Annotated in this window: 14 protein-coding genes and 4 tRNA genes; 16 read left to right on the top strand and 2 right to left on the bottom strand. The window is 53.5% G+C overall.

What is annotated here, in order from left to right; all coding sequences use genetic code 11:
* Window positions 1-214: 214 nt before the first annotated feature.
* From rho to ABSH60_RS10505, 16 genes are all read left to right on the top strand, one after another.
* Window positions 215-1,474 (top strand): transcription termination factor Rho, encoded by a 1,260-nt coding sequence (gene rho, locus ABSH60_RS10430; protein WP_056772325.1) that lies wholly within the window; start codon window positions 215-217, stop codon window positions 1,472-1,474.
* 298 nt (window positions 1,475-1,772) lie between these two features.
* Window positions 1,773-2,858 carry a UDP-N-acetylglucosamine--undecaprenyl-phosphate N-acetylglucosaminephosphotransferase gene (gene wecA / locus ABSH60_RS10435; RefSeq protein ID WP_390973841.1) on the top strand — a complete coding sequence of 362 codons (1,086 nt, stop codon included), beginning with the start codon at window positions 1,773-1,775 and terminating at the stop codon, window positions 2,856-2,858.
* A 42-nt stretch (window positions 2,859-2,900) separates the two neighbouring features.
* On the top strand, window positions 2,901-3,953 hold the full coding sequence (gene wzzE / locus ABSH60_RS10440; RefSeq protein WP_056772319.1) for an ECA polysaccharide chain length modulation protein: 1,053 nt from the start codon (window positions 2,901-2,903) through the stop codon (window positions 3,951-3,953).
* The gene (wecB, locus tag ABSH60_RS10445; protein ID WP_056772316.1) at window positions 3,950-5,080 is read left to right on the top strand and encodes a non-hydrolyzing UDP-N-acetylglucosamine 2-epimerase; all 1,131 of its coding nucleotides are present in this window, start codon (window positions 3,950-3,952) and stop codon (window positions 5,078-5,080) included. The genes wzzE and wecB overlap by 4 nt, the downstream gene beginning before the upstream one ends.
* The gene (gene wecC, locus ABSH60_RS10450; protein ID WP_136375574.1) at window positions 5,077-6,339 is read left to right on the top strand and encodes a UDP-N-acetyl-D-mannosamine dehydrogenase; all 1,263 of its coding nucleotides are present in this window, start codon (window positions 5,077-5,079) and stop codon (window positions 6,337-6,339) included. The genes wecB and wecC overlap by 4 nt, the downstream gene beginning before the upstream one ends.
* Window positions 6,306-7,031, top strand: coding sequence for a dTDP-4-amino-4,6-dideoxy-D-galactose acyltransferase (gene rffC, locus ABSH60_RS10455; RefSeq protein WP_390973843.1), 726 nt, complete (start codon window positions 6,306-6,308; stop codon window positions 7,029-7,031). The genes wecC and rffC overlap by 34 nt, the downstream gene beginning before the upstream one ends.
* 4 nt (window positions 7,032-7,035) lie before the next feature.
* Complete coding sequence (gene rffA, locus ABSH60_RS10460; RefSeq protein WP_056772309.1) at window positions 7,036-8,166, top strand: dTDP-4-amino-4,6-dideoxygalactose transaminase; 1,131 nt, start codon at window positions 7,036-7,038, stop codon at window positions 8,164-8,166.
* A gap of 1 nt (window position 8,167) precedes the next feature.
* Window positions 8,168-9,418 (top strand): lipid III flippase WzxE, encoded by a 1,251-nt coding sequence (gene wzxE / locus ABSH60_RS10465; RefSeq protein ID WP_122096509.1) that lies wholly within the window; start codon window positions 8,168-8,170, stop codon window positions 9,416-9,418.
* Window positions 9,415-10,497: a TDP-N-acetylfucosamine:lipid II N-acetylfucosaminyltransferase gene (locus tag ABSH60_RS10470; protein WP_390973846.1), complete on the top strand. Its 1,083-nt coding sequence runs from the start codon at window positions 9,415-9,417 to the stop codon at window positions 10,495-10,497. Before wzxE ends, ABSH60_RS10470 begins: the two co-directional genes overlap by 4 nt.
* Window positions 10,494-11,867 (top strand): ECA oligosaccharide polymerase, encoded by a 1,374-nt coding sequence (gene wzyE / locus ABSH60_RS10475; RefSeq protein ID WP_056772299.1) that lies wholly within the window; start codon window positions 10,494-10,496, stop codon window positions 11,865-11,867. The genes ABSH60_RS10470 and wzyE overlap by 4 nt, the downstream gene beginning before the upstream one ends.
* Window positions 11,857-12,600, top strand: coding sequence for a lipopolysaccharide N-acetylmannosaminouronosyltransferase (wecG, locus tag ABSH60_RS10480; protein ID WP_390973848.1), 744 nt, complete (start codon window positions 11,857-11,859; stop codon window positions 12,598-12,600). Before wzyE ends, wecG begins: the two co-directional genes overlap by 11 nt.
* 242 nt (window positions 12,601-12,842) lie before the next feature.
* The gene (locus ABSH60_RS10485) at window positions 12,843-14,237 is read left to right on the top strand and encodes an amino acid permease (RefSeq protein WP_056772293.1); all 1,395 of its coding nucleotides are present in this window, start codon (window positions 12,843-12,845) and stop codon (window positions 14,235-14,237) included.
* Window positions 14,238-14,380: 143 nt separating this feature from the next.
* A tRNA-Arg gene (locus tag ABSH60_RS10490) sits at window positions 14,381-14,457 on the top strand.
* A gap of 72 nt (window positions 14,458-14,529) precedes the next feature.
* Window positions 14,530-14,605 (top strand) — tRNA-His (locus ABSH60_RS10495).
* A gap of 31 nt (window positions 14,606-14,636) precedes the next feature.
* Window positions 14,637-14,722, top strand: a tRNA-Leu gene (locus tag ABSH60_RS10500).
* Window positions 14,723-14,783: 61 nt separating this feature from the next.
* Window positions 14,784-14,860, top strand: a tRNA-Pro gene (locus ABSH60_RS10505).
* A gap of 607 nt (window positions 14,861-15,467) precedes the next feature.
* On the opposite strand, the gene hemY is transcribed toward ABSH60_RS10505, so the two are convergent.
* A complete protein-coding gene (gene hemY, locus ABSH60_RS10510) occupies window positions 15,468-16,664 on the bottom strand; it encodes a protoheme IX biogenesis protein HemY (protein WP_056772290.1) in 1,197 nt (398 codons plus the stop codon).
* A 3-nt stretch (window positions 16,665-16,667) separates the two neighbouring features.
* Entirely contained in the window at window positions 16,668-17,819 is a 1,152-nt protein-coding gene (gene hemX, locus ABSH60_RS10515) for a uroporphyrinogen-III C-methyltransferase (RefSeq protein ID WP_390973851.1), read from the bottom strand.
* Between the last annotated feature and the right edge of the window lie 5 nt (window positions 17,820-17,824).

The raw sequence follows: 17,824 nt of genomic DNA on the forward strand, positions 1-17,824 counted from the left end.
GGCACTGTGCTTGACCATCTAACGGTTTTAAAAAAATCGGCTTTAAGACACCTCAATATCAGTTTGCCCCTCTAGAATCGCTCGCTGGCGACTGCCTGCGGCTGGATTTTTAAGCTGTTACTTGAGTGTTCTACACAAACAGGCATGGATGACCCTGCCATACCCATTCACGACAGATGTTCGAGACATACCCCGAGTTTAAGAACCCACCATTATGAATCTTACCGAATTAAAGAATACGCCGGTCTCTGACCTGATTGCACTCGGCGAAAATATGGGACTGGAAAATCAGGCCCGCATGCGCAAGCAAGACATTATCTTTTCAATATTGAAGCAGCATGCTAAAAGCGGAGAAGATATCTTCGGTGATGGCGTCCTCGAGATATTGCAGGATGGATTTGGTTTCCTCCGCTCCGGAGACAGTTCCTACCTCGCAGGCCCCGACGACATCTACGTATCTCCAAGCCAAATCCGCCGCTTCAACCTTCGCACTGGCGACACCATTTCCGGTAAAATCCGCCCACCTAAAGAAGGTGAACGCTATTTTGCCCTGTTGAAAGTTAATGAAGTTAACTTCGACAAACCAGAAAACGCCCGCAACAAAATCCTGTTTGAAAACTTAACCCCTCTGCACGCAAATTCACGTCTGCGCATGGAACGTGGTAACGGTTCAACCGAAGATTTAACGGCACGCGTACTGGATCTGGCTTCTCCAATTGGTCGCGGTCAACGTGGTCTGATTGTTGCTCCGCCGAAAGCCGGTAAAACCATGCTGCTGCAAAACATCGCAACCAGCATTGCGTACAACCATCCTGACTGTGTGTTGATGGTTCTGCTGATTGATGAACGTCCGGAAGAAGTGACCGAGATGCAACGTCTGGTGAAAGGCGAAGTTATCGCATCCACCTTTGACGAACCGGCTTCCCGCCACGTTCAGGTAGCCGAAATGGTTATCGAAAAAGCGAAACGCCTGGTTGAGCATAAGAAAGACGTCATCATCTTGCTGGACTCCATCACTCGTCTTGCTCGTGCTTACAACACCGTGGTTCCGGCGTCAGGTAAAGTCCTGACCGGTGGTGTTGATGCCAACGCCTTACACCGTCCAAAACGTTTCTTCGGTGCAGCACGTAACGTGGAAGAGGGCGGCAGCCTGACCATCATCGCGACCGCGCTGGTCGATACCGGTTCTAAAATGGATGAAGTTATCTATGAAGAATTTAAAGGTACCGGCAACATGGAACTGCATCTGGCGCGTAAAATCGCTGAGAAACGTGTGTTCCCGGCCATCGATTACAACCGTTCTGGTACCCGTAAAGAAGAGCTGTTGACCACGTCTGAAGAGCTGCAAAAAATGTGGATCCTGCGTAAAATCATCCATCCAATGGGTGAAATTGACGCGATGGAATTCCTCATTAACAAGCTCGCCATGACCAAAACCAATGACGATTTCTTCGACATGATGAAGCGTTCGTAATTTGGTGTAAAAGTCAGCTAACGCCACGCTAAGCCGTGGCGTTTTTTGCATTTGGTGGCTACCATAATGCAACTTCGGAGAAATAGTCAGATTATTCGGATAATAACTGATGGTTTTTCCATTGCCCTTTCTTTATTTTGTCGGCGGACTGTCTGATGACATAAAGAAAGGGCAACAGATAAGGTATTGCCTGAGACAAACCATCACTGTCACCCCATGATTAGATATAAGACTGTGAGGTTTATGATGTTCTTGCGCTCAACTCCACGCACCTTATTTTTGCAGAGATCTCTTAACTGTGAACTTACTCAATATGAGTACTGAACTCGTCGTCGTTTTCTTATTTTCATTCCTGTTTTTATTCGTTGCCAGGAAGGTTGCGTATAAAATCGGGCTGGTAGATAAACCCAATTTCCGCAAACGCCATCAGGGTATGGTTCCACTGGTCGGCGGTATCTCCGTTTATGCAGGGATCTGCTTCACCTTCCTCATTACCGATTATCGAATCCCCCACGGTCAACTTTATCTGGTCTGCGCAGGCTTGCTGGTGCTCGTCGGTGCGCTGGACGATCGCTATGACATCAGCGTAAAAATCCGTGCGCTGGTGCAGGCGACGGTCGCGGTCATCATGATGAGTTTTGCGAACCTCACGCTGCGGAATCTCGGCCATCTGATCGGCCCGTGGGAAATGATGCTCGGGCCGTTTGGCTATCTCTTCACGCTGTTTGCTGTCTGGGCTGCGATCAATGCTTTTAACATGGTCGACGGCATAGACGGTTTACTGGGCGGACTTTCCTGCGTCAGCTTTGGTGCGATGGGCATCATCATGTACGACAGCGGACACATGGAGCTGGCATTGTGGTGCTTCGCGATGATTGCGGCGACGCTGCCTTACATCCTGCTTAATCTGGGTGTTTTGGGCCACCGCTATAAAGTCTTCATGGGCGATGCGGGCAGTACGCTGATTGGCTTCACGGTGATTTGGATCCTGCTGCAAAGCACGCAAGGCGAATCACATCCGATGAATCCGGTGACCGCGCTGTGGCTCATTGCCATCCCGCTGATGGATATGATTGCTATTATGTATCGTCGGCTGCGCAAAGGCATGAGCCCGTTCTCGGCTGACCGTCAGCATATTCATCATTTGATCATGCGCGCCGGTTTTACTTCCCGGCAGGCCTTTGTTTTGATCACCCTTGCGGCTGCAATCCTTGCGGTTATTGGCGTAATTGGAGAACATCAGCCGCTGGTGCCTGAATGGCTGATGTTGGTTTTATTCTTCCTCGCATTCCTGCTTTACGGCGTGTGCATTAAACGCGCCTGGCGGGTTGCACGGTTTATTAGACGGGTAAAAAGGCGTTTACGCCGCTCCTCCGTTCACTGATCAATTTTAACCCGAGGCTTACTGGCTGTGGATAAATCAGAAATGACAAGTAACCAGAATGAACGCGCCATCGAAAACGAACTCGATATCCGCGGCCTGTGCTGCACTTTATGGAAAGGTAAATTCTGGATTGCGGGTCTGGCAATACTGTTCGCACTTGTCGCTCTCGGCTCCTCCTATCTGATGAAACAAGAGTGGAGTTCAACGGCGATCACCGACCGCCCGACGGTAAACAACTTGTCTTCCTATTTCTCTCAGGCGCAGTTCCTGCGCAATCTGGATATGCGTACTGCGCCGCAGACTGATGCGAGCCGGCCACCGATTTCAGATGAAGCCTACAACGAGTTTGTGATGCAACTGGCGGCTTATGACACCCGCCGGGATTTCTGGCAGCAATCTCCTTACTACAAACAGCGTCAGGAAGGTGATGCGCGTGCGGATGCCGTCTTGCTGGATGAACTGATTAACGATATCCAGTTCACCGCACGCGACGGAATCAAAGTGCCGAACGATATTGTCAAACTGACTGCTGAAAACTCCGCCGATGCTAACAAGCTGCTGCGCCAGTACGTGAATTTTGCCAGTGCCCGCGCCTCTCAGTATCTTTACGATGAACTTCAGGGCGCATGGGCCGCACGTACGCAGTCGATGAAAGCGCAGGTAAAGCGTCAGGAAGAGGTCGCACAAACCATTTTCAAACGTACTGCGAATAACACCGAGCAGGCGCTGAAAATTGCTCAGCAGCAGAATATTAATAAGAGTGTGACGGAAACGCCCGCTGAAGAACTGCCGGACTCCGACATGTTCCTGCTCGGTGTACCGATGCTAAAAGCGCGCCTTGAACTGCTACAAGCTTCAGGCCCTGGCTACGATCTGGAGTATGATCAGAACCGCGCGATGCTTTCGACGCTAAATGTTGGCCCGACGCTGACCGCGAAGTTTCAGACTTACCGTTATCTCCGTACGCCTGAAGAGCCTGTAAAACGTGACAGCCCGCGCCGCGTATTCCTGATGATCATGTGGGGTATTGTCGGTGGTCTGATCGGAGCAGGCGTTGCCCTGACGCGTCGTAAAAATAAGAGAAACACATTGTGAAAGTGTTGACGATCTTCGGCACCCGTCCGGAAGCCATAAAAATGGCGCCGCTGGTGCATGCTTTGTCGCAGGATGCGGCATTTGAATCCAAAGTTTGTGTCACGGCACAGCACCGTGAAATGCTCGACCAGGTATTGCGTCTCTTTGAAATTACACCGGATTATGATCTCAATATCATGAAGCCGGGGCAGGGATTGACTGAAATTACCTGCCGGATTCTGGCCGGGCTGAAACCCGTGCTGGATGATTTCAAACCTGATGTCGTGCTGGTTCATGGCGATACCACGACCACGCTGTCCGCCAGTCTGGCGGCGTTTTATCATCAAATTCCGGTGGGGCACGTTGAAGCCGGATTGCGCACCGGCGATCTCTCGTCGCCGTGGCCGGAAGAAGCGAACCGTCTGCTGACGGGGCATCTGGCCAAATGGCATTTCGCGCCGACGGAAAATGCCAAAGCGAATTTGCTCAGGGAAAACATCCCCGCGCAGGGGATTTACGTTACCGGCAATACGGTGATTGATGCCTTGCTGTGGGTCAGGGATCGCTTTAGCAGCGATGATTCACTGGCGCAACAACTCGCCGCCAGTTATCCCTTCCTGGACGCAGATAAAAAGCTGATTCTGGTCACCGGTCACCGCCGTGAAAGCTTTGGTGGCGGGTTCGAGAGGATTTGCACTGCGCTTGCTGACATCGCCCGCCAGCACCCGGATGTCCAAATTGTGTATCCGGTGCACCTCAATCCTAACGTCACTGAGCCGGTGAATCGCATTCTGCATGGCATCGATAACATTGTGCTTATCGATCCTCAGGACTACCTGCCGTTTGTCTACCTGATGGACAAAGCTTATCTGATCCTGACGGATTCCGGCGGCGTGCAGGAAGAAGCGCCGTCGCTGGGTAAACCGGTGCTGGTGATGCGGGAAACGACAGAGCGTCCGGAAGCTGTTGATGCCAAAACAGTCCGGCTGGTTGGCACGGATACCGCTAAAATTGTAGAGGAAGTGACCCGCCTGCTGACGGATGAAGATGAGTACGACAGCATGAGCCGGGCGCACAATCCTTACGGTGACGGACATGCGTGTCACCACATTCTTGACGCATTGAAAAATCATTGGGTATCGCAATGAGCTTTAACACGATCTCTGTTATCGGACTGGGTTACATCGGTCTGCCTACCGCCGCTGCTTTTGCTTCACACCAGAAAAAAGTGGTGGGCGTGGACATCAATCAGCACGCGGTCGACACCATTAACCGTGGCGCCATTCATATTGTTGAGCCCGATCTTGATCTGCTGGTGAAGCAGGCGGTCGACGATGGATTCCTGCGTGCCGTGACCCAACCGGAACCCGCAGACGCTTTCCTGATTGCCGTGCCGACGCCATTCAAAGGCGATCATCAGCCGGACATGAAATTCGTCGAATCTGCCGCGCGCTCACTGGCACCGGTGCTGAAGAAAGGCGACCTGATCATTCTGGAATCGACATCGCCGGTCGGCGCGACGGAGCAGATGGCCGCATGGCTGGCAGAAGCGCGTACTGACCTGAGTTTCCCGCAACAGGCGGGTGAGCAGGCGGATATCAGCATTGCGTATTGTCCGGAGCGCGTATTGCCAGGGCAGGTGATGGTCGAGCTTATCAAAAACGATCGTGTTATCGGTGGCATGACGGCGCGGTGTTCGCAGCGTGCCAGCGAGCTGTATAACATTTTCCTCAAAGGGGAATGTGTCGTTACCAATTCCCGCACCGCCGAAATGTGCAAGCTGACTGAAAACAGCTTCCGCGATGTGAATATCGCTTTTGCCAATGAGTTATCGCTGATTTGCGATGCGCAGGGGATTAACGTCTGGGAGCTGATTGCGCTGGCGAACCGCCATCCACGCGTGAATATTTTGCAGCCAGGCCCTGGCGTGGGCGGTCACTGTATCGCCGTTGATCCGTGGTTTATCGTCGCGCAAAACCCTGAGCTGGCGCGGATTATCCGCACCGCCCGCGAAGTGAACGACAGTAAACCGCACTGGGTGGTCGATCGCGTGAAAGCGGCGCTGGCAGATTGCCTGACCGCCACCGGAAAACGTGCCGCCGATGTGAAAATCGCCTGCTTTGGCCTGGCATTTAAACCCAATATCGACGATTTGCGCGAAAGCCCTGCGGTTGAAGTTACGCATCTGATTGCTGACTGGCATGCCGGCGAAACCTGGGCAGTCGAACCGAATGTTCATCAGCTTCCCGTTTCCCTGGCGGAAAAAGTCACCCTGCATTCTCTGGAAGAGGCGCTGGAAAGTGCCGATCTGCTGGTCATGCTGGTTGATCATGCTTCCTTTAAAGCGATCCCCGCCGCTCAGGTTGATCAGGCATGGATCGTGGATACAAAAGGCGTATGGCGATAAGCCTGCGCGGCACGCTTGACCCCCTCAGCTGGGAGAGTGAATTCTTCCGGTTGCAGAGCGCGAAGCTGACGCTCGATGATTCTACGGGCGACGTCACGGCGCAGGCTCTGGCAGCGTATGCGCTGGTGCAGGTGAAAGTTGCCGCCGACCAGCTGCCCACGCTGGATGCGCTCTCTGCGCTGGGCTTTCGTCTGGCGGAAGGCGAAACTGACGTGTGTATCGATGTGGTGGCGCAGGATAGCGCGCTGGCCGCAGGGCGTCCGGCAGTGCCGGAAGAGATCCACGATGTGGTGGCTATCGCCCGTCAGGCGTTTCACCTCAGCCGTTTTCGCGCACCCTGGTATCAGCCGGATGACAGCGCCCGTTTCTATGCGATGTGGGCGGAAAAAGCGGTGCTCGGCACCTTTGATCATCTTTGCCTGTGGGCAGAGGATCAGGGGAAGGACGCCGGATTTGTGACGCTGCGAAAGCTGTCGACAGATGAAGCAAGAATTGGCCTGCTGGCCGTCAGACCTGAGTGTCAGGGGCGGGGAGTGGGCAGAATATTAATGGCGGCTGCGAAACAGTGGTGTGCTGAACAGGGAGTGTCGCGTTTACACGTCGCCACCCAGACCGGCAACCTCGCGGCCTTAAACCTATATCTCGCCAGCGGTGGCAAAATCACCCGCGCGGCGTACTGGCTGTACAGGTGAAACAATGATCCCTTTTAATGCACCGCCGATCGTCGGTACTGAAATTGATTTTATGCGTGAGGCAATGAGCAGCGGCAAATTGTGCGGCGATGGCGGGTTTACCCTGCGTTGCCAGAAATGGTTTGAGCAGCGTTTCAATTGCCCGAAAGTGTTGCTGACGCCTTCCTGTACCGCCTCGCTTGAAATGGCCGCGCTTCTGCTGGATATCCAGCCCGGCGACGAAGTCATCATGCCGAGTTTCACCTTCGTTTCTACCGCCAATGCGTTTGTGCTGCGTGGCGCAAAAATCGTCTTTGTGGATATCCGTCCCGATACCATGAACATCGACGAAACCCTGATTGAAGCGGCGATCACCGACAAAACCAAAGTGATTGTGCCCGTGCATTACGCCGGCGTGGCCTGTGAAATGGACACGATTATGGCGCTGGCTGAAAAACACCGTCTGTTTGTGGTGGAGGATGCGGCGCAGGGCGTCATGTCGACTTACAAGGGCAAAGCGCTGGGCACCATCGGCCATATTGGCTGTTTCAGTTTCCACGAAACCAAGAATTACACGGCAGGCGGGGAAGGCGGTGCAACGCTGATTAACGATCCGGCGCTGATTGACCGTGCCGAAATCATCCGCGAAAAAGGCACTAACCGCAGCCAGTTCTTCCGCGGACAGGTGGATAAATACACATGGCGCGATATCGGCTCCAGTTATCTGATGTCCGATTTGCAGGCGGCGTATTTGTGGGGAAATCTGGACGCTGCCGAAAAGATTAACCAGCGCCGCCTTTGTGTCTGGAATGAATATTACGAGGCATTGCAGGATCTGGCTGATGCAGGCCGCGTCCAGTTGCCGGGTATTCCGCAGGATTGTGTGCAAAACGCCCACATGTTCTATCTGCGTCTGAAAGATATTGAGGATCGCGATGCCTTTATCCGCCACATGAAGGCCGCGGATATTCTGACGGTATTCCATTACATTCCGTTGCACGCCTGTCCGGCGGGGGAAGATTTTGGCCGTTTTAACGGCACCGATCGCTTCACCACCCAGGAAAGTGAACGTCTGGTGCGCCTGCCGTTGTTCTACAACATGAGCGATGACACGCAGCGCACGGTGATTGCGGCCTTGCTGCAATACTTCGCCTGATATGTCGCTGGCAAAAGCATCGGTCTGGACCGCCGGTTCCACGCTCATCAAAATCGGTGCCGGGCTGCTGGTGGTGAAACTGCTGGCGGTGGCATTCGGCCCTGAGGGCGTCGGTCAGGCAGGCAATTTCCGTCAGATGGTCACGGTGCTCGGTGTATTGTCCGGCGCCGGAATTTTCAATGGCGTCACCAAATACGTCGCCGAACACCATGAAAACCCTGAGCGCCTCAGTGCCGTGCTGGGCACGTCGTCATCACTGATTTTAGGGTTTTCGACGCTGCTGGCCGCGGTTTTTCTGCTGGCCGCGGCGCCGGTCAGCGTTGGCCTGTTCGGGCACGATCGCTATCAGGCCGTGGTTCGCGCCGTGGCTTTTATCCAGATGGGCATCGCCTACGCCAACTATTTTCAGGCGATCCTCAAAGGCTATCGCGATGCGGCAGGCAACGCGCTGGCCGTGATCGGCGGCAGCCTGATCGGGTTACTGGCCTTCGCACTGTGTTTCAAACTGGGTGGCTATGAGGGCGCGCTGGCCGGGCTGGCGCTGGTGCCTGCGCTGGTGATTCTGCCTGCCGGCGGCATGCTGTGGCGGCGTAAACCTTTTCCGCTGCGGTATCTGAAGCCGGGCTGGGATCGCTTTATCGCCAGCCATCTGGGCAAATTTACGCTGATGGCGCTGATCACCTCTGTCACTATTCCGGTGGCGTACGTGATGATGCGAAATCTTCTCGCGGAGCATTACAGCTGGAAAGAAGTGGGGATCTGGCAGGGTGTCAGCAGTATTTCTGATGCGTACCTGCAATTTATCACCGCCTCTTTCAGCGTTTATTTGTTGCCGACGCTGTCGCGACTCAAGGATAAACAGGCGATTTCTCAGGAGATCGTCAGGTCGCTGAAATTCGTGCTGCCAGCCGTGGCCGCCGTCAGTTTTTCGGTCTGGCTGTTGCGCGATTTCGCCATCTGGTTGCTGTTCTCCAAACAGTTTATGGCCATGCGCGATTTGTTTGCCTGGCAGCTGGTCGGTGATGTGCTGAAAGTCGGCTCGTATGTGTTTGGTTATCTGGTGATCGCCCGTGCGTCGTTGCGTTTTTACGTGCTGACTGAAATCAGCCAGTTCGCATTACTGACCGGATTTTCACACTGGCTGATCCCGATTCACGGTTCTCTGGGCGCGGCTCAGGCCTATATGGCGACTTACATCGTCTATTTCGCCCTGTGTTGCACCGTATTCCTTCTTTATCGTAGACGAGCATGACAACGCTGATTCACGTTTTGGGATCTGACATTCCCCACCATAATGTCACCGTACTGCGCTTCTTTAATGACGTACTGGCTGAGTGCGCGCCTGAAAAACTGATCTGCCATTTTATGGTGGCCGCGAAAGATGCCTCGGCGTTTGCTGAATTCTCGCGTCTGGATATCCGCGTATATCCGGATAAAAAATCGCTGGCGGCCGCGGTGATCACCCGCGCGCAAGAACGGATGCACCATTTTTTCTTTCACGGGCAATTTAACCCGACGCTCTGGCTGGCTATTCTGACCGGCAAAATCAAATCGCAGCAGGTCAGCTGGCATATCTGGGGCGCAGATTTGTATGAATCTGCGGGTAGCCTGAAATTCCGTCTGTTCTATCTTCTGCGCCGTCTGGCGCAGGGCCGTGTTGGACATGTTTTCGGTACGCGCGGTGACCTGATTCATTTTCATCAACGTCACCCGCGGGTGCCGTCGTCGTTGCTCTATTTCCCGACCCGGATGGATCCTGCGCTGACGCAGCCGTCTGACATCCCGGAGCCCGAGGGGCCGATGACGGTGCTGGTCGGGAATTCCGGCGATCGCAGTAATCGTCACATTGAAGCGCTGCGTTCGCTGCATCAGCAGTTCGGCGCAGATATCCGCGTGATTATCCCGATGGGCTATCCGGCCAATAATCAGGCTTATATCGAACAGGTGCGGGCCGAAGCGCTGGCCCTGTTTGCCCCTGCTCAGGTGGAACTGCTGACGGATGCGATGGCCTTTGAGGATTACCTCAACGTGCTGCGCCGCTGCTCGCTGGGCTATTTTATTTTCGATCGTCAGCAGGCGATTGGTACGCAGTGTTTACTGATTCAGTTCGGCGTCCCCTTTGTGGTCAGCCGCCAGAATCCGTTCTGGCAGGATCTGGCGGAACAGCATCTTCCGGTGCTTTTCTACGGCGATGCTCTGGATGCGAAAACCGTGGCAGAGGCACGCAGGCAGTTGCTCAATACTGACCGGCAGAACATCGCTTTCTTCAATCCGAACTACGTCACGGGCTGGCAACAGGCGTTGTTGCTGGCGGCGGGAGAAGCATCATGACGCTGGCACAGTTAGGCGGCCTGTCTGTGGTTTATGCGCTTTCGCTGATGTTTATACTGACGCTGACCTACAAAGAATTTCGCCGGGTGCGGTTCAATTTCAACGTCCTGTTTTCGCTGCTGTATCTGCTGACGTTTTACTTCGGATTTCCGCTGACCTGTCTGCTGGTTTTCCAGTTTGACGTCAAAGTGGTGCCGGTGGAAAACTTGTTGCAAGCCATGCTGGCCGCGACCTGCTTCTACGGCATTTACTATGTCTGTTATAAAACGCGGCTGAAGGCGAAACACGACGGCCCGTCGCGCCCGATATTTACCATGAACCGGGTGGAAACTCACCTGACCTGGATTTTGCTGGCGCTGATTGCCGTGGTGACGGTGTCGATCTTCTTTATGCATAACGGTTTTTTACTGTTTAAGCTGAAGTCGTACAGCCAGATTTTCTCCAGTGACGTCTCGGGCGTGGCGCTCAAACGCTTCTTCTATTTCTTCATTCCGGCCATGCTGGTGCTGTTTTTCCTGAAACCCGACGTCCGCCGCTGGCTGTTTTTCCTCGCCAGCACCGTTGCCTTTGGTTTCCTCACGTATGTGATCGTGGGCGGCACGCGTGCCAATATCATCATCGCCTTCGCGCTGTTTCTGTTTATCGGCATTGTCCGTGGATGGATATCGTTGTGGATGCTGGCGGCGGCAGGCGTGCTCGGAATTGTCGGGATGTTCTGGCTGGCGCTGAAGCGCTACGGTCTGAACGTCAGCGGGCCGGAGGCGTTTTATACTTTCCTGTACCTGACGCGCGATACGTTCTCACCGTGGGAAAACCTGGGGCTGCTGTTGCAGAATTACGACAAAATCAGCTTCCAGGGGCTGGCGCCTATCGTGCGAGATTTCTACGTGTTTATCCCAAGCTGGTTATGGCATGACCGCCCGAGCATTGTTCTCAACTCCGCCAACTATTTCACCTGGGAAGTGCTGGATAACCATTCCGGCCTGGCGATCTCCCCGACGCTGATTGGTTCACTGGTCGTCATGGGCGGCGTGTGGTTTATTCCGCTGGGGGCTGTCGCGGTGGGGATGATCATCAAATGGTTTGACTGGTTGTATGAGAAAGGCAAAGCCGACACCAACATATATAAAGCAGCCATTTTGCAAAGTTTCTGTTTCGGTGCCGTTTTCAATATTATCGTGCTGGCCAGGGAAGGGGTGGACTCGTTCTTTTCCCGTGTGGTCTTTTTCTGTGTCGTGTTCGGGGCCTGTCTGGTCGCGGCCAAAATGTTGTACTGGATGCTGGACGCCGCAGGGCTTATCCGCGCCAAGATGCCGCGCCGGGAACACCGTGTCGCGACGGTCGCTGTAGGGAAAGCTAATGAACTCTGAAAATAATACCATTCCACACTATGACATTCGCGGGATTCGCCTCTGGGGCTTTCGCGATATGGCGCATTTCATTGATTATTTGTTTGCCGGTCGTCAGGTGAAAACCGGTGCGCTGGTGGCGATAAATGCTGAAAAAGTGCTGACCATTGAAAGTAATCCGGAGCTCAGCACGCTGATAGGTGAAGCCGAATACAAATACGCCGACGGTATCAGCATCGTCCGCGCTATCCGCAAGAAATATCCGCAGGCCAGTGTGTCGCGCATTGCCGGGGCAGACTTGTGGGAAGGCCTGATGCAGCGTGCAGGCGCAGAAGGTACGCCGGTGTTTCTGATCGGCGGCAAACCGGACATTCTCCAACAAACCGAAGACAAACTGCGTGCGCAGTGGAACGTCAATATTGCGGGCAGCCAGAACGGATATTTCACTCCCGACCAGCGCGAGGCGTTATTCGAAAGAGTTAAAGCCAGCGGGGCGGCCATTGTGACGGTGGCAATGGGCTCGCCGAAACAAGAAATCCTGATGCGTGATTGCCGCCGGGTTCATCCGGATGCGCTGTATATGGGCATCGGTGGCACTTATGATGTGTTTACCGGCCATGTGAAGCGTGCCCCTAAGATCTGGCAAAAGATGGGGCTCGAGTGGCTGTATCGCCTGATTTCCCAACCCAGCCGTCTGCGCCGTCAACTGAAACTCCTCAAATTCGTCCGTTATTACTACACAGGCCGTCTGTAAAACTTGCGCCGCGACTGATTTTCAGCGCGGCGTTTTACCTCTCATTTCTCACCTTCGCTTACCCTCTCTTACATCCCGCCGTGTCTACTGATGCGTATCTTTCTCAATTGTGGTTTGCAACTCATCCTGAAATGCGGAACCATAACGCCGTTTTTCCGCCCCATGCGGGCATTATCACAATAAAAAAATAACATTCCGGTCATTCCGGAAGGCAAACACAAACACTGAGAAACTGAGGAATTATGGCGAATCAAGAAGAAAAGGGTGGGCTACACCGGGGGCTGGAAGCCAGACACATTGAGCTGATAGCCCTGGGCGGTACCATCGGCGTCGGGCTGTTTATGGGCGCGGCGAGCACCCTGAAATGGGCGGGGCCTTCTGTTTTACTGGCGTACATTCTGGCCGGTATTTTTGTCTTCTTTATCATGCGTTCGATGGGCGAAATGCTGCATCTGGAGCCTGTGGCCGGTTCGTTTGCGGTCTACGCACATAAATACCTCGGGCCTTACTATGGCTATCTGACGGCGTGGAGTTACTGGTTTATGTGGATTGCGGTGGGGATTTCTGAAATCACCGCGATCGGCGTTTATGCACAATACTGGTTCCCGGAATTACCGCAGTGGATCCCGGCGCTGATGGCCGTGGCGATTGTCGCAGCGGCCAACCTGGCCGCGGTGAAACTCTACGGTGAGATGGAGTTCTGGTTTGCGCTGATCAAAATCACCACCATCATTGTGATGATTGTGGTCGGTCTGGCGGTGATCTTCTTCGGCTTCGGTAATCACGGCGAGCCGGTGGGCTTTGCGAATCTGACTGCGCACGGCGGTTTCTTCGCCGGAGGCTGGAAAGGTTTCCTGTTTGCGCTGTGTATCGTCGTGGCGTCCTATCAGGGCGTCGAACTGGTGGGAATTACCGCCGGCGAAGCGAAAAATCCACAGGTGACGCTTAAACGCGCCATCAATAACATCCTGTGGCGGATCCTGATTTTCTACGTCGGTGCCATTTTCGTCATCATCACCATCTTCCCGTGGAACGAAATGGGCACGCACGGCAGCCCGTTCGTCCTGACGTTCGCGAAGATCGGCATTGCCTCGGCGGCAGGTATCATCAACTTTGTGGTGCTGACGGCGGCACTCTCCGGCTGTAACAGCGGAATGTACAGCTGCGGGCGCATGCTCTATGCATTGTCGAAGAATCGCCAACTGCCCGCATTCCTGAGCAACGTCTCAAAAAGCGGCGTCCCTGTTTACGGTATCGCGATCACGATTTTGTGTTTGCTGGTCGGTTCATGCCTGAATTACCTGATCCCGAATCCGGAGAAAGTCTTCGTTTACGTTTACAGCGCCAGTGTCCTGCCGGGAATGGTGCCGTGGTTTGTGGTACTGATTAGTCAGTTGCGTTTTCGTGAAGCGCACAAAGAGAAACTGAAGAACCACCCGTTTAAATCCATTCTCTTCCCTTATACCAATTATCTGACGCTGATTTTCCTGGCCTGTGTGCTCGTGGGTATGGCAATTAACCCGGATACGCGAATTTCTTTGCTGGTAGGCGGGATTTTCATCGCAGGAGTGTCACTGATATACTTCGGCCTCGGCATGCATAAGCGTGCTGCGCTGACGGCAGAAAAGGCAAAATAACGTCTTAAGTCATGGGTGGGGGAGGTTGGGCGCTTACTTTTAATGCGTATTGGACAAAGCGTAATCAAACGCAATATTTCTGAAAAAAAGCACTAGACAGCCATGCGTTAAAACCGTAGTATCCCCACCCGCAACGGCGCTAAGCGCCCGTAGCTCAGCTGGATAGAGCGCTGCCCTCCGGAGGCAGAGGTCTCAGGTTCGAATCCTGTCGGGCGCACCATTAAGTTTGCGCTAGAGTTGCGGTGGTCTTGTTTGAAGTTAAGCAGTCCACGATGTAGAAGAGTTTGAAATGGTGGCTATAGCTCAGTTGGTAGAGCCCTGGATTGTGATTCCAGTTGTCGTGGGTTCGAGCCCCATTAGCCACCCCAAATTTTTTAAATGATTTTGTGAATGTGACATGCGATGGTGGCGGAATTGGTAGACGCGCTAGCTTCAGGTGTTAGTGTCCTTTGGATGTGAGGGTTCGAGTCCCTCCCTTCGCACCACACACACAAAATGCATTTAAATGATGCAGTTAGCGTCAAGAAGTAGTAAGATGCACGACATCGGCGAGTAGCGCAGCTTGGTAGCGCAACTGGTTTGGGACCAGTGGGTCGGAGGTTCGAATCCTCTCTCGCCGACCAATTCAAATAAAGAGCCCTGCAGAAATGCAGGGCTTTTTGTTTTCTGCTTTTAAAAACTGCTCTCACGTCTCTTCCTGGTCTTGTTGTTTATCTGCGACATACGCACTTTTCTCTGTCTCTTTCTGGAGACACTTATCTTATTGATAAATAAAGACTCACCGAAGCTGACATTCCTGCGTCGTTCACTGGCGACAGAATGGGGGATTGCCGGAACGTATCCGCCTTCGGAGAAACAGAGTGCCGATGCTTTATAAAAATAAAGTTCTTAATTATCAGTGCGATAAAAAATTATAAACAGATGCTTGCCATTCTGGCACGCGTCCTGCAATATTCCCGCCGTAGATGCTCATTCCACCCATTATGTTTGCTCCGGCTTCATAAACCTGGGAATGATGCAGAGCCAATTTACAGTGCCTATTGTCATCCTGACCGATAACGCGCAAACGCTATCACCCAGAAGGCAAAACGTTGAGTGAGGCACTAAATCTGTTGTCCTAGACCTGATTGTTTTTAGACACTTGTCCTTCAGACAAGTGTTTTTTTTGCCTGAAATTTACCGCAGGCATAAAAAAGGCTCCCGAAGGAGCCTTAACAGACAGCAAGATTATTACGGTTGCTGCGAATTGTTCAGGGTTAACATCAGCCCTGCACGGCGCATCTCCGCCGCTTCAGCCGGTTTATGAAGCTTATCCAACGCATCTGCCAGCCAGGCGTAATCATACGCATCAGGACGCTGTTTCAGCGCTTCACGGAAGGCCTCGCTCGCTTGTTGCCATTCCCCGTGCTTCATCAGCAACTGACCGAGCGTGCTGCTCAGCAATGGCGATGTGCCATTTTGCTTGATCAAATTCCGTAATGTTTTTTCCAGCTGCTCCGGATCGCCGGAACGCAGTTTCGGCATCAGTGCGATCAGACGTTCGTCATACTGGCGTTTCAGCCCGTCGAGAATCACTTCCTGCGCCAGATCCTGATCGTTACATTCAATCAGATGCGTCGCCATTGCCACCTGAAGGGCTACTTCATGGCGGGTTTTACGGTTCTGGTCTTTCCACCAGCGCTTCAGGCCATCGCTGCCTTCTTCCGCCATCAGCTGGTTCATCATGCCGATATAAGCCTGCTCCTGCAGGACGCGGATTTCGTCATCGGTATGAATATCCGCTTTCGCCATAGAAGGCAGAATCTCCAGTAATGACCCGTAGGCGCCGGTACGCAGAAATGCCTGTTCTGCCAGACGTAAGATTTCCGGATGGCGCGGCGACTGGCCGAGCAAACGATCCACGCCATGGCGTGCAGCGTGGATTTCGCCCTGCGCCAGCTGGATGCGTACGCGGGTGATGTCCACCGGCATCTGGTCGGTATCCGCGATTTCAGCAGCACGTTCCAGATACTGATTGGTGCGGATGGTATCACCACGCTGTTGCGCCGCTTCTGCTGCCAGCAGGTAGTTCACCACCGGCTGATCGGCATGGTCGGCATTACGCGCCAGCAATTTCTCCATTTTGCGGTGATCGCCTTCTGCCAGTTTGAGCATGGCTTCTTTGGTTTGCTTACGCGCTTTAGAACTTTTACGCCCGGCAAACCAGCCGCGTGTGCGTGCGCCGGTGCGCAGAACGCGCCGCAGGATCCATTCGATAAAGAACAGCACCAGAACCAGAACGATCAGCATAATTACTAAGCCGGTCACGCTGGTTTCAATGTTGTAGTTATCGGTCTGGATCAGCACATAACCCTGATGACCGGCCAGCATGGGGCCGACGATAATCCCGGCAAACACAATCAGGAATAACACGAAAACTCGTAACATGCGTTATTCCCCCTGCGTTGCGGCGGCGGGCTGCTGAAGCAGGTTACGCACGCGGGTTTGCATCAGTTTTTCCAGCATCGGCTGGCTTTTCAGCTGATCAGGCACGTCCATCGAAATGGATTGCTGGCTGAGATTATCCAGTTCCTCGAGGAAGGCTTTGGTCGAAGGATCTGTGGTATCAAAGTACGCCCGTACCCAGGTCGATACGCTCTCCAGCGACTGTTTGTACACTTCATCCTGATGGCGCGGTACGGCCTGTGCGGCAATCAGCAGTCTTGAGCGGATATTCTCACGCAGGTAGACGTCCTGATTAGGTGCCAGCAGGGGTTCTGCGGTGGAATCACGACGACGGATGGTGATGAAATCATCCATAAAGTTGTGCCAGCTTTTGGTCAGGTTCTGACGCCATTCGGTCAGTGAACCAGAAAGACTGGTGCTGTCGCTGTCCATCGGCGAATCGTCATTATCATTGTCGGCCAGACGCAGGTTATCCACCTGATTAGACAGCTGGTTGAGTTTCAAAATGATGCCGTCGAAATCAATCTGCGTTACCGCAGACAGGCTGCTCACGTCTTCATTCAGTGCGCGGCGCACGTCGATCAGGCTTGGGTCATTCATATCTGCCAGGCTGGCATCCGCGCTTTTCAGCAGCGCTGCGGCCGTGGTGACATCCTGATCGCTCCACAATTTGCGGCCCGCCAGTTTCACCAGATAATCGGCCTGAGCCAGTAACCAGGTTTTGGCATCGCTGCCGGAAATGCTGGCGACTTTGTCCTGGAGTTCATTCAACTGACGGCCAAATGAGGCCTGCTGACGATCGGCGGTTTGCTGGTTTTTATCCTGTTGAGCCAACAAGGCAGCGATTTGCTGTTTGTCCTGTTGCTGGCTTTTTTGCAGGGCGTCGAGTTGTTCAGAAAGTGCTTCATCAGAAGCGGCTTTGGCCAGCGCCTGCTGGTGCCCGTGATAGTAAAGACCGGCGCCAAGCGCGATCACTAACACAATGGCGATAGCGCCTAATACCGGTGCGGTACGCTGTTTTTTACGCAACGTCTTCAGCTCCTGATCCCGTACGGAAGCATCTGGCTGGGGGCTCTCAACCGCCGGGGCGATAACAATCTCATCATCCGGTACGGAAGGATTTTTTTGTTCCGTCATTTTGG

Source organism: Rahnella sp. R3(2024) (genome assembly GCF_042920125.1).
GTDB lineage: Bacteria > Pseudomonadota > Gammaproteobacteria > Enterobacterales > Enterobacteriaceae > Rahnella > Rahnella rivi.

Bases quoted from the DNA above. Each gene is read 5' to 3' on its own strand.
- rho (WP_056772325.1), top strand. From the start codon at position 215: ATGAATCTTACCGAATTAAAGAATACGCCGGTCTCTGACCTGATTGCA.
- wzzE (WP_056772319.1), top strand. From the start codon at position 2,901: ATGACAAGTAACCAGAATGAACGCGCCATCGAAAACGAACTCGATATC.
- wecC (WP_136375574.1), top strand. From the start codon at position 5,077: ATGAGCTTTAACACGATCTCTGTTATCGGACTGGGTTACATCGGTCTG.
- rffC (WP_390973843.1), top strand. From the start codon at position 6,306: ATGGATCGTGGATACAAAAGGCGTATGGCGATAAGCCTGCGCGGCACG.
- rffA (WP_056772309.1), top strand. From the start codon at position 7,036: ATGATCCCTTTTAATGCACCGCCGATCGTCGGTACTGAAATTGATTTT.
- wzxE (WP_122096509.1), top strand. From the start codon at position 8,168: ATGTCGCTGGCAAAAGCATCGGTCTGGACCGCCGGTTCCACGCTCATC.
- ABSH60_RS10470 (WP_390973846.1), top strand. From the start codon at position 9,415: ATGACAACGCTGATTCACGTTTTGGGATCTGACATTCCCCACCATAAT.
- wzyE (WP_056772299.1), top strand. From the start codon at position 10,494: ATGACGCTGGCACAGTTAGGCGGCCTGTCTGTGGTTTATGCGCTTTCG.
- wecG (WP_390973848.1), top strand. From the start codon at position 11,857: ATGAACTCTGAAAATAATACCATTCCACACTATGACATTCGCGGGATT.
- ABSH60_RS10485 (WP_056772293.1), top strand. From the start codon at position 12,843: ATGGCGAATCAAGAAGAAAAGGGTGGGCTACACCGGGGGCTGGAAGCC.
- hemY (WP_056772290.1), bottom strand. From the start codon at position 16,664: ATGTTACGAGTTTTCGTGTTATTCCTGATTGTGTTTGCCGGGATTATC.
- hemX (WP_390973851.1), bottom strand. From the start codon at position 17,819: ATGACGGAACAAAAAAATCCTTCCGTACCGGATGATGAGATTGTTATC.